Source organism: Paenibacillus hunanensis (assembly GCF_014645615.1).
Classification (GTDB): Bacteria; Bacillota; Bacilli; order Paenibacillales; family Paenibacillaceae; genus Saccharibacillus; species Saccharibacillus hunanensis.
In genome coordinates, this window is record NZ_BMMB01000005.1 from 159,934 (window position 1) to 173,954 (window position 14,021).

The window sequence follows — 14,021 nt, forward strand, 5'->3', positions numbered from 1 at the left end:
TTGACTTACGCTTCATGTACGTTTACTCTGCCTGCGGCGACTCCGATGAATACACCGGCTTGCCGGGCTGACGATCAATCGCTTTGTTGAGTACACGATCCAGCTTGTCAGCAACAACCTCATGCGCACAATCGCTCACGAGCCATTCCATCGCACGTACTGGATACAGATTGTATTGCTGTGGATGAGCGAGTATTTCATTCAATCCAGCTGCAAGCGAGCGCGGATCATCGTTGTCATAGGTGACGAACATTTGCTGATTAATCGTATTGATATCGGACACGCCGGAGGTAAGCACCAGCTTGCCGTATTTGATATATTCGACGACCTTGGACGGGAAGGAGCATTCACTAAATGGAATCTTCTCCCGCTGGGTGTTAATGAACAGGTCTGCCGTTTCCATTAGTTGACCGTATTCGTGATCGTCCAGAAAGCCGTGGAACATAATAGAAATGTGATTATGACGGAAATCCTGAATGAACCGCTTCAGCTTGTCCTCTACAGGCCCGTAGCCGGTAATATGCAGCTCCAGCGGACGATCGGTCTGGATATGCGGCAACGCGTCCAGCAAAATCTCAATTCCGCGGTCATAATCAAGTCGACCAGAGTAGACCATGCGCAGTGGACGATCGGTTCCCAGATCCACCTCGCGTACCGGCTTGAGTCGTGCCGGATGAACCGTACCACCACGTACAACCGTATAGTTGTCAGTGCTGACTCGTTTTTTCAACACCGAGGTGACTAGCACGGCGCCATCGAGCAATCGGTTAGCGAACTTCTCGACAGCAACTGAGATTTTTTTGTAATGACGGTTCGTTTCGGTAACCGCGTATATACCATCCTCGTACTCGATCAGGAGCGGCACGCGGAACAGCATTTTGAACAGGATAGCTGGAAGCGCCGTTTCCAGTCGATAGTTGTAAAATACGACCGCGCGTGGCTCCTTCTTGTGCTGGCGATTCCAGCGTACGAGCTGGAAGAAGACCGTGAACAGCGTGACGAACAGGCTGACACCCTTCATATCGATATTGCCTGGATACACGACCTCACTGCGCTTGCCGATCGGGTACGTATCCCGCTGGAACCATTTCATCGTGCCGCGCTTGAGCAGCAGCGGTGAGATCACTGTAATATCGTTACCGCCTTCCTCCATCGCATGCAGGATGCAATCGATTTTTTTGTTACCGGCGGTATGCTTGGCACTATAGCCCCTTTTCTGTTGCAACTCGCTGTTGACGTAGGGAGCTACGTATGCGACTGACTTCGTTGGCATGGACTTCACCTCGCTCTGTTTGTTCCTGCATCTGCAATCGTCTGGTGTCAAGGAACATCAGCACGATGAACAGCGGCTGGAACAGCATATTTTCGGTAGAGAATACGATCAGCAGTCCGATAAAGACCAGTAGCGCCTGCACGACGCCTCTAATCGGCCGAAGCAGCTGAAAGTAGTAATAGATCATCAAAATAAGCAGCATCGGTAATCCAAACTGATAACCGAATGTGAGTAATGAATTGGATGAATCCGGAATGCTGTAGCGCTCCATCAAAATCTCATTGTTCTGGAAGCCCCAGCCGAGCAGCGGCTTCTCAATCATCAGCTCCAGATTCGAGCTGGTATCAAGTGAACGACGATCAAACGAAGCATTACCATCCTGAAACTTATCCGTGATGACACCGCTCTGAGCGATAAATACCGCCAGCGGTACGAACAGGAACAGCGATAGTAGCATACGCGAGATTTGCTCACGTTTGCCATTACGAATGACATAAGCGAGATACAGCAGCGCACAGATCATGTAGCCCGATGTCGACATCGTGGTCAGCAGCGTTGCGGTCAGGATGATCAAGCGCCATTTCATCAGCTTCTTGTTCATGAATAGCGTTAGGAAAATCCCCAGATTCAGAAACACCTGATACGCACCAGGCTCCCAGAAAATGCCCTGGTTCCGCGACATATTCCATAACCCGTACACATGAAATGGCGTAATCCGGTACGCACCGCCCCAGACGCTCGTTGGCGGAATCAGCTCACGCACTAGCGCAGCATCGAACGCGCCGAGCAGGTAGAATGGCATCCCGAGAATCGCGAGCGCCAGAATCAACCATTGGTAGCTCTTCGCCGCCTGCCGTAGATCCAGTCGATTCAGCACCATAAAGACCGCCATAATCTTCAAAATCAGCCCGGCATAACCACCAATATTCGTACGGTACAGCAGCATATTGCCGAGAATCACGATCATCACCAGCAGCAAAATCAGAAACTGCCTCGGCTCAATCCGCTTCGGAAAATAAAACACCACCGCTACCGCGAACAGCACCATAATGAAATCCGAATACAGCAGCTTGCCGAACAGCACCGAACCCGAGGTAACGACAATTAGCGCTACCGCAATAAAGGTTAAAAACTTATTTTTCACCGTGATGTCCGGCTGAGCGGACAATGTATAAGGATTGGTCATCATGCTTCTATCACATCCAGATGTTTAATCACCCGGGCAGGCACCCCAGCGGCAATACAATTCGCTGGTATCGATCCTGACACAATGCTGCCCGCGCCAATAATACTGTTTTTGCCAATCGTTACTCCCTTGAGCACGACCGAGTTGGCGCCAACCCATACATTGTCTTCGATTATGGTAGGCGCTGTGCCGATATCGGCACTATTTTTGTTAAACCGTCGTCCCTCCGGCTTGATCGGATGGAAGTCGGTATCGCTAATTTGCACATTGACGCCAAGCATGACTTCGTTGCCAATCGTCACACTCGACATGGCGCAGATGCTTGCGCCGCTAATGCCCACATCATCACCAATCGTGATCGTGGCGCCGCTTGCGAGTGTACGGATAACGGTGCGATGATTCAGACCGATCGGGTTGCTGTAGTCATTCGAGCACAGGATGCAGTTGCGACCAATCGTGATGCTACTGCCCGGCTCCTTGTCTACAATCGGCACACCGACCGCAATCAGATTCGCTCCCGTCGTAATCCGCTGCTCGCGGAATAGGCGACGCGTCACCCAGGTGGCGCATTTTTTGGAGATTTTACGTTTGATTCGGATAAAAGAAGTGATCATACCGGCTCCCTAACAAAGAATCGATTATAAAATTCAAACGTGCGTTTTGTATTTTTACGAGCGTCAAAGTTCTCCTGTGCAAATTCCAATGCCTGCTGTCCTAGCTTCTCATGCAGTGCACGGTCATTACCGATCCGCACCATATACTGCGCCATTGCATCATAGTCACCTGCTTCAAACAGATAGCCTGTTTTGCCTTGCAGGATCAGCTCGTTAGGACCACCGATATTCGTACCGATGGAAGGCTTTCTCATCGAAGCGGCTTCGATAATGCTACGCGAGAAGTGAGGCTCCACGAATGGGCACATCATCACATCGCTGGCAGCGATCATTTGCGGCACATCATCACGGAAGGCCAACGGATAAATCTGGTCATTACCTTCACATGCCTGCATCACCTTATCTTCATAGGCATTGTTTTTGTTGAAATAAAAGCCTCCGACGATCAGCTTGAACTTCGGATTGTCTTTGGCAATTTTGTTAAATGCGTTAACCATATCGAGTACGCCATTACCATGTACGACGCGGCCGATGTACAGGAACACGATATCGTCATCCGCCAGCCCCAGCTCGCGGCGTACCGGCGCTCCATTCACATCCGGGTTGTACGATTTGAAGTCAACGAAGTTGTACACCACATCCAGCTCGCGACCGTCGCTATCCACCGTTTCCGAGTCAAACTGGTCAATTGAGATGTAGCCATCCACGTATTTGTGATTCATACGCTTCAGAATATTACCGGCAAATGAGTTCAGCAGTGGTTCGCGCACATGACAAACGACCTTTGTCTCTGGCGATACTTTCTTTGCCGCTCTGGCAACCTGGAATAAGCATGTGCTATTCAGATGGATAATGTCTGGCTTGTATTTACGAATGTATTTTTTGGCTTGAAAGTATGTTGGCAGTGCGCCGATCAGATTGCGGATGAACAGCTTCGGCGTCATACCGGATACCGTTGAACCGTGGAAAGGAAACATTCCCTTCGCTACCTCTACTGGTAACCCCCCTGATTCCAGCAGCTTCACCGCAGGGCCGTTACGGATCGTGAGCACATTGCCCTGGAACTTCTGCTTATCCAGATGACTGATCAGATAAGTAAGACTTCGTGGTGCGCCACCCATGTGACCCGAATGATGGACATACAGTACCTTTTTCAATGCTTACGCCTCCTTAGTGAGTTTAAGAATTAACTTTATTTAGATTAGATTGAAGTTGGTTTTAGATATGTTTTTTGAATAATTCCATAAGTGAAATGAGTGGCATTTGCTTAAATGCACTTGAATATAAAGCAGCTAAGCGTTTGGCATTTTAAACGCGACCGAAAAGCGTGTGACGCTTGAAACGCGTTCTAGCTGTAAAGATAATTTTGCCTTGCGGTGCGCGCAAGCTTTATATGTTGAAGCCTCCATCACTCCGGTAAGGAATAAGGGAACGTCCTCAGGTGGAGCCCAGGAATCTTTTGGATAAGGGGTGAATGAAGATTCCCGGGCTCCAAAGTCGTCCTTTTCCCTTATTTCCTTCCCTTCGTTACGTGGTTGTTGCAGCATACTGAGCTGCGCACACAGCGGCAAAATTTCTTTTAACTATTATGCTTGCTGCATCACATTCAAAAATATTTAAGACTTGGTGTTCAAGTTCAACTTTTGAACTTGAAGGCAGTTTTTTAACTTCGTTCATTTGCGACATCTTATAGATGCTGTCTCAAAATTAAGCTTGGGATCGATGCATTCGTTCGGCTATATCAAATGAACACGTCAAGCATTCATTTGAATGCATCAAACTCGTATGGCGATTCCAGCCTTTTCATGAACAGTTTTCACAAATTTGAAGTTTATTTTCAATTTAGGAAGCAGGAAAGCATCGGTTCCCCGACAGGGGGGAACCTGATGATCTGCTTTGCCTATTTATTCTTGATTGGTAGAAAGCTTCGCCTTGCCTGCTTTCAGTCTGGAGATCAGCGCCGTAATTGGCGAAATCAGCGTTTTGGACATCATCATGCCGGATACCCGCGTTTCCTTGAACATGAAGGTGAAGGCGTAGCTGGATACGATAAAGGCAAATACCGTACCGACCGCAGCACCCATGCCGCCGAATAGCGGGATCAGAATCAGGTTGATGATGATCTTCGTGAGCGCGCCCATCACCTGGCTGATCAGCTCGAACCGATATAGTCCTTCGCTAATAATCCATTTGTTCAGGGCAGCGCGCATGAAGATGAACAGACATGCCCAGACGTGAATGACGAGAATGCTGATCGATTCCAGATACGCTTTACCGTATAGGATCGAGATGACCGGTTTGGCCATCAGGGTGACCGCTATACAGATGGCGAGCGCGAACCAGAACAGTAGATTGTACAGCTTTTGCAGCTCAGCATGATAGACAGCCGGGCCTAGCTTTTTGTTTTTGATCATGCTCGGGAAGTACGAAGCGGCGACGACGGTCGGAATAACGTACCATACTTCGGACAACCGGGCAGCTACCGCATAGATACCAACCGCTGTATCGTTAATCATGTAGCTCAGCATAACCTGGTCGATCTTCAGATAGATGATCGTGGAAATACCGGCAACAATGAGTGGCCATGAGCTATTCGTTAGTCGTTTGCCTAGCTTCCAGTTAAAGCTCCACCTGGTCAGCGACACGCGCTTCATCTGAGTGAACAACAGGAACAGGTAACCGAGAATGAGCTCAAGTGCATACGATGCGGCGAACCAGATGAGCGAAGAATGGAAGACGATCAGCAGTACCTTCATAACCGAGGTCATGAGGAAGGCGATGCCCTTCGCATATACGGCATACTTCGCTTCTACGGTGGAATCAAACCACTGGGAAATGACATCCAGCGGCTGAAACAGCATATTCGCTGCGATGATGATAATACTCCAGCGCACCATCGCATCCTGCCCCGGAATGGCAAAGGCCAGTGCGACCGTGATCGCAAAGGCGATCAGGCCGCTGACCATTCGCAGTGTCGATACCGTACCCAGAATCTCGTTCTTATTATCCGGGTGCTCGACCAGCTCTTTGACGATAATATTTGCCAGACCGAGCGGCACAACCGCCGCAATGATCGTTACAAATGAGATCGCAAAATTGTACTGACCGAACTGCTCTGGCCCCAGATAGCGCGCAATCCAGATACTGACGATCAGGTTGATGCCAAGTCGCAGGAACTTGTCCATCAACTGCCAGTTGCTGTTAAAGAAGATTTTGCGCTTTTCGGGAGTCATCGATAGCTTGCGTTTTATTTTGGCAATCGGATTAGCCATTCATAATCATCTCGCTTAATAGACAGGTACAGCCGATGGCTTCAGGGAATGACGCTTCAGATCAGCATCTACCATGTTTTTCACCAGCTGCTCAAAGCCAACTTCCAGCTCCCAGCCCAGCTTTTCCTTTGCCTTCGTGCAATCGCCGAGCAGCAGATCGACTTCTGCTGGACGAACGAACTTTTCATCAATGACAACATAGTCTCTCCAGTTCAGACCCACATGGTCGAACGCGACTTGTACCAGCTCTTCTACCGTGTGCATCTCACCTGTAGAGATGACATAATCGTCCGGTGTGTCCTGTTGCAGCATGAGCCACATTGCTTTTACGTAGTCACCTGCAAAGCCCCAATCGCGCTTAGCATCCAGGTTACCGAGACGCAGTTCTTTTGCCAGACCTAGCTTGATCTGTGCTACACCGTCCGTTACTTTACGTGTGACGAACTCCAGTCCGCGGCGTGGGGACTCGTGGTTGAACAGAATACCGGAGCAAGCGAACATATCGAAGCTCTCACGATAGTTAACGGTAATCCAGTGACCGTACAGCTTGGCTACACCGTAAGGGCTACGTGGATAAAATGGTGTTGTTTCGCTTTGCGGAATCGCCTGTACTTTACCGAACATCTCACTGCTAGATGCTTGATAGAAGCGTGCTTCCGGTTTAACGAGACGTACAGCCTCCAGCATGTTTGTTACGCCCATTGCTGTCATTTGACCCGTTGCTGTTGGCTGTGGCCAGGAAGAAGCAACAAAGGATTGTGCACCCAGGTTATATACTTCATCTGGATCGGATTCACGTACTGCCTCGATCAGAGAACCGAGGTCAGTCAGGTCAGCGGAGATCCACTGAATTTGATCCTTGATATGCTCCACATTTTCGTAGTTTGGTGTACTTGTTCTGCGGCGTACGCCGTATACTTTGTAGCCTTTTTCCAGCAGCAGCTCTGCCAGGTACGATCCGTCTTGTCCTGTTACACCCGTAATCAATGCAGTTTTCATAAATGAATTCCCTCCACCATATGTTTTTTTAGGATATCTTTTTATATTCACTTGAATGAAATGAAAATGATCATGGATTAGCGAACAGCCAGGCTGCTCCGGTAATCCTCATATACTGCGCGAATGCCTTCCTCCAGCGGAATACTTGCTTTCCAGCCCAGCCCATTGATTTTGGTTGTGTCCACCAGCTTGCGTGGTGTACCGTCTGGCACGGAAGAGTTGAACACCAGTTCACCCTGGAAGCCGACGATGTCCTTGATCATGAGCGCCAGATCCTTGATCGCAATATCCTCGCCTACTCCTACGTTCACAATCTCATTGCCCTCGTAGTTGTTCATCAGGAAGATGCACGCATCTGCAAGATCATCGGAGTGCAGGAATTCACGCTTCGGTGTACCTGTGCCCCAGATTTCAACGGTGGCTGAGCCATTTTCCTTCGCTTCATGGATTTTGCGCACCAGTGCTGGCAGCACATGCGATGTTTTCAGGTCAAAGTTATCGTTTGGCCCGTACATATTGGTTGGCATCGCCGAGATAAAGGTGGAGCCGTACTGTCGGTTGTACGATTCGCACATTTTGATACCTGCAATCTTGGCGATTGCATACGGCTCGTTGGTTGGCTCTAGCTCACCTGTGAGCAGATACTCTTCCTTGAGCGGCTGTGGTGCAAACTTTGGATAGATGCACGTGGAGCCGAGGAACAGTAATTTTTTCACGCCATTCACATAAGCGGAATCGATCACATTCGTCTGAATGAGCAGATTGTCGCGAATGAAGTCTGCCGGAAAATCGTTGTTAGCCGCAATTCCGCCTACCTTCGCGGCAGCTAGGAACACATAATCGATATGTTGCTCCTTGAAAAAATTGTTGACCGCATCTCGATTCCGTAAATCTAGCTCAGAGCTGGTACGGTAGATGAGGTTGGTATAGCCTTGCTTTTCAAGCGCGCGCAGAATCGCTGAGCCAACCAGACCGCGATGTCCGGCTACGTAAATCTTGGAGTCTTTGTTCATCAATAATCACCTCATCAAAATTTAAATTGGTCATTAAAACGCGTCTTTGGCACCGAATAGCACTTTAACCGTTTTAACGAGAATAAATAAATCGAAAATTATCCCTCGTTTTTTGATATAATGTAAATCGAGATCAACCATCTCATCAAAGCTTAGCTCGTTCCGTCCGCTGACCTGCCATAACCCGGTGCACCCCGGTGTTACGCTCAGTCTCAGCTTGTCGCGTGGACTGTATTCTTCAACTTCACGCGGCAATGGCGGACGAGGTCCAACCAGACTCATATCGCCGCGTAGTACATTCCACAATTGCGGCAACTCATCAATACTTGTTTTCCGAATAAAGCGACCGACTCTCGTGATGCGAGGGTCGTTTTTCATTTTAAACATCGCGCCTTCGACTTCATTTTGCGCAAGCAGATCCTTTAACCTCTCCTCCGCATCTGAAACCATTGACCTGAATTTGTACATTCGAAACGGCTGTTCATCTTTACCGACTCGGGTCTGATAGAAAAACACCTTTCCCTTCGGGTCTTCCAGCTTGATCAGAATGCCAAGTACAATAAAGAGTGGTAACAGAACGATTAACCCCAGCAGTGAGCAAATAATATCGAGCGTTCGTTTCACCAGCATATAAAACCGGAGTTTGGTGGTCATGCTGCCTACATGTCTCGCATAAAACTCGCTGTAGCTTGCTAAAGCCTCGGCTTCACTCCCATGTCTTGGAGTCATTACGCTTCACCTCTTGCCATCAGCACGTCCTTCTGCGCTTCTCTCTCCAGTACGTCCTTGAGAGAAGACAACAGCGGTGCTTTTAAATCTTCATTTTTCAAGGCAAATTCAATTGTTGTTTGAATAAACCCAAGCTTCTCGCCCACGTCAAAGCGTGTGCCCTGGAAGTCATATGCAAATACCTGTTGCAGCTCATTCAGACGCTGAATCGCATCGGTCAGCTGAATCTCGCCGCCAGCACCGATCTGCTGCTCACCCAGGAATTCGAAAATTTCCGGTGTCAGTACATAGCGACCCATGATCGCCAGATTCGATGGTGCTGTGCCAGGAGCTGGCTTCTCCACGAATTGACGTACCTCATGCAGACGTCCAAACTGCTCAATCGGATCGATAATGCCATAACGATGTGTCTGATGATCCGGCACGGTTTGTACACCGATAACCGATTTCTCTGTCACTTCGTATTGCTCGATCAACTGGCGTGTGCAAGGTGTATCGGATTCAACGATATCGTCACCAAGCAGTACCGCAAATGGCTCATCACCAATAAAGTTACGTGCACACCATACGGCGTGACCCAGACCTTTGGCTTCTTTTTGACGAATATAGTGGATATCGACCTTGGATGACTTCTGAACCTCATCCAGCAGATCCAGCTTACCCTTCTCTAAAAGCGTCGCTTCCAGTTCAAACGCATTATCAAAATGATCCTCGATTGCGCGTTTCCCTTTACCTGTAACGATAATGATGTCTTCAATACCCGAAGCAATCGCTTCTTCTACAATGTACTGAATGGTCGGCTTGTCCACGATTGGAAGCATTTCCTTAGGCATTGCCTTGGTTGCAGGCAGGAAGCGTGTTCCCAGACCTGCGGCAGGAATGATTGCCTTACGAACTTTCTTCACAAGATCACACCCTATCCCTTTTTTATTTGTTTCCCATGGTGACCAGCTGCACATATGTAGACCATGCCTTCTCCATATCCTCCAGAGACAGCACAGCCTTCCAGCCACTGCTTACCGCTCTGAAAGGATGCGTTATACTCTCTCCTTGCTCTGTATGGGATATAACGTATCATTTCAGGGCGCTTTGTAAGCAGCGCTGGTAAAAGCCGTTACCGGGCCTTCAACCCGTCCTCATCTTCATGCCTTTGACGATGTACGTCTAAGGCTGCATATGCAGCCCACAGCATGACCGAGTGTCTCCAGTGATATGGGTGCAGGAGGCATTACCCCAAGCTTGGCCTGTATTCTGTGCTATCGAGCCTGCCGAACCACCGTGATACGCTGTGCTTCATGCAGGGTAAATCGTCATTTCCTAACCGTAACATGTGCGGTCATATTCCCGTCACTTGCACCTAATCGTGATAGGCGGCAGACAATGTTTTGCGACTCGCCTGATTCAGTACAGCACCCAGAATACGAGCGCCTACAAATTCCAGACTGGTGATCGCCTTCGTAATATCCTTACGACTCTCGCCACCGGACTTGATCACCAGCACAACGCCATCGCAAAGCGTGGTCGCTACCTGTGCATCTGTAAATGGAAGAATCGGCGGCGTGTCGAGAATAACGAGATCATATTGTGACTTTACTTCATCCATTAATGCTTCCATCTGAGGTGAGCCTACAATCTCGGATGGATTCGGTGGTACAGGACCTGACGTGAGTACGCTCAGGTTCATTGTACGACTCGGCTGAATATTCTTTTCCAGATCGGCTGTGTTGAACAGCACGTTGGATAGCCCTTTTTCATTCGACAGGTTGAAAATGCGATGCATCGCTGGATTACGCAGATCGCCATCAACGATCAGCACGCTACGTCCTGTTTCGGCATAAGCAATCGCGAGGTTCGCTACCGTAGTACTCTTGCCCTCACCAAGCGCCGCCGAGGTGACGAGTACGCTTTTGACACGTGCATCCAGACGGGAGAAATCAATATTGGTACGCAGTCCCTTATACGACTCAGCGATGAGCGACTTCGGATTCTGCTTTGTAATGAGCGGCCATTTAAGTGTGGTTGGCACGTTCTCCACCTCCTACCAAAGGCTTTGCAGGTACATGTTCCTTCGCAGTCATATCGTCCTCCGTCATCTTAGCAATCACGCCAAGAACCGGAAGTCCAAGCACATCGCGAATGTCTTCCTCCGTTTTGATCGAGTCATCCATGTATTCCAGCAGGAAGGCTACTGCGATACCAATCACAACCGATAGAATCAGGGCAATCAGTACGAACAAGATTGGACTGTTACCGATTGGAACGCCTCCAGCAGCCGGGTCAGCCTGATCCAGCACAATGATATTATCCAGATTCATAATCTGAGGCACTTCACTCTGGAACACCTTGGCAATCGCATTGACCGTCTTCGCAGCACGCTCATACGAGCCATCGGTTACCGTGAGCGACATGACCTGCGTTTCGTTAACTGAGCTTACACTCACCATATTGATGAGCTGCGTTGCATTCAGTCCAAGCTCTGGATGATCCTGAACGACCTTATTCATAATCGCTGGCGTTTTGATTATCTCCTGATACGTCTTGATCAGTTGAATGTTGGAATTGATCGTTCCCAGATCCAGCTGATTACCAGTGCTGCCATCCGACGATTTTGGCGTACTGTTTACCACCAGCTTCGCCGTGGCTGTATACTTGGGCGCATTCGTCATAAACGCGTACGCAGCCGTTGCAGCCGTAATCACAACGACGATCAACATAATGAGCCAGAGGCGCTTCTTGATGATATTCAGATACTGTTTAATCTCCACTATATTTCCTCCAGTAACTGTTAAGATGTTGTCCTTACCTAACAACCACGTTTCATCGAACCTCTCTATCTTTCATTTCGAAGTTCGCCAACACTACGCTGTACAAGCAAGCTATCTGCTTTGTCATGCTGTGTTTGCTGATGTGGCCCGCATATCCGGTTTGCATTCTCCTTTCCGGCTTCAAAATCAACATGTACGTGTATTAGTTACATTCTGTCATTTTTAAATTACAAATTTGTAACATGTTAAGAATAGAAAATAACGGCGTTCACTTCAATGTCAGACCAAGAGAGATTGCCGTTCTGTATATGATGACTGTTACAAAGCTACGTACATTGCTTCTTACATCCATATTCCATATTTCGCTATGCAGTTGTGGGATGAACTCTGTACCCGTCCTTAATAGTTATTCGTTTTGAATAACTTATGCGCTCATTATACTGCCTGATGAAAGCTTTGTAAACCACCTTCACTTGCGAAAATGGTTTCATTTACCATTTTTATGAAGATTGGTTATCCTCTGCTGTCATGAATCCTTCCAATGTTCCTCCATTGTTGATATGGTTCATGAGATCATCTACATTTCCTTGAATGCCCATTTTCTCGAAAATCATATCAATCAACAACGCCACATTGATGCTCTTCGCGCTCTGTTCTGAAATTGGACGATACATTTTATCTTGATAAATCCCCTGCTGATACGATATTTCCTGATTCAACGGGTAACGGGCCAACGACAACCAGTCTGCCAGATGTCCATTCGATTTGCAAGTTTTGCTGTCTTGTAGTGCTGGATCGGTGGAAAGACGGTGGAAGAATGTCTTCACCTCATTCTTCTTTTCGATCCATGCTTGATTAAGGACTTGCTGATTTCTCACATCAATTCCCTCCTATGATCCAGTTGGCTCTTATTCGTTTTGAATAAATTATAATTTAGGTTATCTGAAAATCATGTCGAATGCTAGTCTAAAAATAAAACTTTATTTTTTTAATTTTCGACTTTATATATCTTTGGTTTTGGGCATTAAGGAATATAAAATGTCGTATTCTATCCCTTTAGACTCAGCCTTTTTTTCTTTTCAGAAATTTACAGGTCTTTCCGTCTAGTTCTCACCCCATTTACAGTTTACTTGGTAATTTAAACACTATTTCAAGTTTGAAACTGGTTAAATCTGTTAATTACGTTGGTTAATTATTTGTTACTATTAAGTGTATCCGTTTACAATTCTTTCACCTCATGAATCTTGCTTCAAAAGGAAGCAGGAATTCATACTTAATTTAGCAAATATGTTAAAATGAAATCTGCCTGCTGATATGTCCAAAGTTCCAAATCAGCCAAAACGACATTTTTTACTACGAAATGTAGCAAAACTATCCATTTTTGAATAAAAAGGAGCTAAGAACTATGGGATTAGTGAAAGAATTTAAGGAATTTGCCGTGCGCGGCAACGTCATCGACCTCGCTGTCGGGGTTATCATCGGTGCAGCATTTGGTAAAATTGTTACTTCCCTGGTAAATGACATCATTATGCCCCCTGTCGGGAAGCTGCTCGGTGGCGTCAACTTCGCCGATCTGTTCATCAATCTGGATGAATTAACAGGAAGCAATGCGAAGCACTTCGTATCGCTCGCTGAAGCTCAGCAGGCAGGGGCAGCGGTCATCGCATATGGTCAGTTTATTAACAACGTAATCGACTTCCTGATCGTAGCATTGTGCGTGTTCTTGCTGGTGAAAGGTATCAATATGCTCAAGCGCAAAGAACACGCGAAGCCAGAGCCAGAGAAAACAACGCGTGCATGCCCATATTGCACAAATGAAGTATCGATCAAAGCAACACGCTGCCCGCACTGCACATCTCAGCTGGATACGGCTGCGCCGACCGTGTGATGGTATAGGTATTGAAAGATAAAAGAAGAGGGACTGCCTTGACGGGCAGTCCTTTTTGTTTTGGAGATTGGGTTTGTATAGGCTTTGCACATGTGGGAGTCGTTAAAAATGAAGGTGGCAGGTAGCACTGTATTATGTATACTCCTGCTCCTTCTATTTTACCTTCAACCCGATCTTTCATTTCTATGTAACTACGCTGTCTACTTCTACTTCTACTTCTACTTCTACTTCTACTTCTACTTCTACTTCTACTTCTACTTCTACTTCTACTTCTACTTCTAC

At 47.5% G+C, this 14,021-nt stretch carries 14 protein-coding genes; 1 reads left to right on the top strand and 13 read right to left on the bottom strand.

Annotated elements, in window-relative coordinates; all coding sequences use genetic code 11:
- Positions 1–22 precede the first annotated feature (22 nt).
- The 13 genes from IEX62_RS11935 to IEX62_RS11995 all read right to left on the bottom strand — a co-directional run bounded on the left by IEX62_RS11935 (position 23) and on the right by IEX62_RS11995 (position 12,729).
- On the bottom strand, positions 23–1,273 hold the full coding sequence (locus IEX62_RS11935; RefSeq protein ID WP_188775754.1) for a glycosyltransferase family 4 protein: 1,251 nt from the start codon (positions 1,271–1,273) through the stop codon (positions 23–25).
- Positions 1,203–2,462 (bottom strand): O-antigen ligase family protein, encoded by a 1,260-nt coding sequence (locus IEX62_RS11940; RefSeq protein ID WP_188775755.1) that lies wholly within the window; start codon positions 2,460–2,462, stop codon positions 1,203–1,205. The genes IEX62_RS11935 and IEX62_RS11940 overlap by 71 nt, the downstream gene beginning before the upstream one ends.
- A complete protein-coding gene (locus IEX62_RS11945; protein ID WP_188775756.1) occupies positions 2,459–3,073 on the bottom strand; it encodes a DapH/DapD/GlmU-related protein in 615 nt (204 codons plus the stop codon). Before IEX62_RS11945 ends, IEX62_RS11940 begins: the two co-directional genes overlap by 4 nt.
- Positions 3,070–4,230 carry a glycosyltransferase family 4 protein gene (locus IEX62_RS11950; protein WP_188775757.1) on the bottom strand — a complete coding sequence of 387 codons (1,161 nt, stop codon included), beginning with the start codon at positions 4,228–4,230 and terminating at the stop codon, positions 3,070–3,072. Before IEX62_RS11950 ends, IEX62_RS11945 begins: the two co-directional genes overlap by 4 nt.
- Positions 4,231–4,600: 370 nt before the next feature.
- Positions 4,601–4,750, bottom strand: coding sequence for a hypothetical protein (locus IEX62_RS11955; RefSeq protein WP_188775758.1), 150 nt, complete (start codon positions 4,748–4,750; stop codon positions 4,601–4,603).
- Between the two features lie 227 nt (positions 4,751–4,977).
- Positions 4,978–6,345 carry a flippase gene (locus IEX62_RS11960; protein ID WP_188775759.1) on the bottom strand — a complete coding sequence of 456 codons (1,368 nt, stop codon included), beginning with the start codon at positions 6,343–6,345 and terminating at the stop codon, positions 4,978–4,980.
- A gap of 15 nt (positions 6,346–6,360) precedes the next feature.
- Positions 6,361–7,344: a GDP-mannose 4,6-dehydratase gene (gene gmd, locus IEX62_RS11965; RefSeq protein ID WP_188775760.1), complete on the bottom strand. Its 984-nt coding sequence runs from the start codon at positions 7,342–7,344 to the stop codon at positions 6,361–6,363.
- 77 nt (positions 7,345–7,421) lie between these two features.
- The gene (locus IEX62_RS11970; RefSeq protein ID WP_188775761.1) at positions 7,422–8,357 is read right to left on the bottom strand and encodes a GDP-L-fucose synthase family protein; all 936 of its coding nucleotides are present in this window, start codon (positions 8,355–8,357) and stop codon (positions 7,422–7,424) included.
- Positions 8,358–8,390: 33 nt separating this feature from the next.
- Entirely contained in the window at positions 8,391–9,086 is a 696-nt protein-coding gene (locus IEX62_RS11975; protein ID WP_188775762.1) for a sugar transferase, read from the bottom strand.
- Positions 9,086–9,991 carry a UTP--glucose-1-phosphate uridylyltransferase GalU gene (gene galU, locus IEX62_RS11980; protein ID WP_188775763.1) on the bottom strand — a complete coding sequence of 302 codons (906 nt, stop codon included), beginning with the start codon at positions 9,989–9,991 and terminating at the stop codon, positions 9,086–9,088. Before galU ends, IEX62_RS11975 begins: the two co-directional genes overlap by 1 nt.
- A 452-nt stretch (positions 9,992–10,443) precedes the next feature.
- A complete protein-coding gene (locus IEX62_RS11985) occupies positions 10,444–11,112 on the bottom strand; it encodes a CpsD/CapB family tyrosine-protein kinase (RefSeq protein ID WP_188775764.1) in 669 nt (222 codons plus the stop codon).
- A complete protein-coding gene (locus tag IEX62_RS11990; protein WP_188775765.1) occupies positions 11,096–11,851 on the bottom strand; it encodes a YveK family protein in 756 nt (251 codons plus the stop codon). The genes IEX62_RS11985 and IEX62_RS11990 overlap by 17 nt, the downstream gene beginning before the upstream one ends.
- 500 nt (positions 11,852–12,351) lie before the next feature.
- Positions 12,352–12,729 (bottom strand): hypothetical protein, encoded by a 378-nt coding sequence (locus IEX62_RS11995; RefSeq protein WP_188775766.1) that lies wholly within the window; start codon positions 12,727–12,729, stop codon positions 12,352–12,354.
- A gap of 527 nt (positions 12,730–13,256) precedes the next feature.
- Here IEX62_RS11995 and mscL point away from each other — a divergent pair.
- On the top strand, positions 13,257–13,739 hold the full coding sequence (mscL, locus tag IEX62_RS12000) for a large conductance mechanosensitive channel protein MscL (protein ID WP_188775767.1): 483 nt from the start codon (positions 13,257–13,259) through the stop codon (positions 13,737–13,739).
- Positions 13,740–14,021: the final 282 nt, after the last annotated feature.

Coding starts and splice junctions, on each gene's coding strand:
- IEX62_RS11935 (WP_188775754.1), bottom strand. CDS start 1,273: ATGCCAACGAAGTCAGTCGCATACGTAGCTCCCTACGTCAACAGCGAG.
- gmd (WP_188775760.1), bottom strand. CDS start 7,344: ATGAAAACTGCATTGATTACGGGTGTAACAGGACAAGACGGATCGTAC.
- IEX62_RS11970 (WP_188775761.1), bottom strand. CDS start 8,357: ATGAACAAAGACTCCAAGATTTACGTAGCCGGACATCGCGGTCTGGTT.
- IEX62_RS11945 (WP_188775756.1), bottom strand. CDS start 3,073: ATGATCACTTCTTTTATCCGAATCAAACGTAAAATCTCCAAAAAATGC.
- mscL (WP_188775767.1), top strand. CDS start 13,257: ATGGGATTAGTGAAAGAATTTAAGGAATTTGCCGTGCGCGGCAACGTC.
- IEX62_RS11940 (WP_188775755.1), bottom strand. CDS start 2,462: ATGATGACCAATCCTTATACATTGTCCGCTCAGCCGGACATCACGGTG.
- IEX62_RS11975 (WP_188775762.1), bottom strand. CDS start 9,086: ATGACTCCAAGACATGGGAGTGAAGCCGAGGCTTTAGCAAGCTACAGC.
- IEX62_RS11955 (WP_188775758.1), bottom strand. CDS start 4,750: ATGAACGAAGTTAAAAAACTGCCTTCAAGTTCAAAAGTTGAACTTGAA.
- IEX62_RS11960 (WP_188775759.1), bottom strand. CDS start 6,345: ATGGCTAATCCGATTGCCAAAATAAAACGCAAGCTATCGATGACTCCC.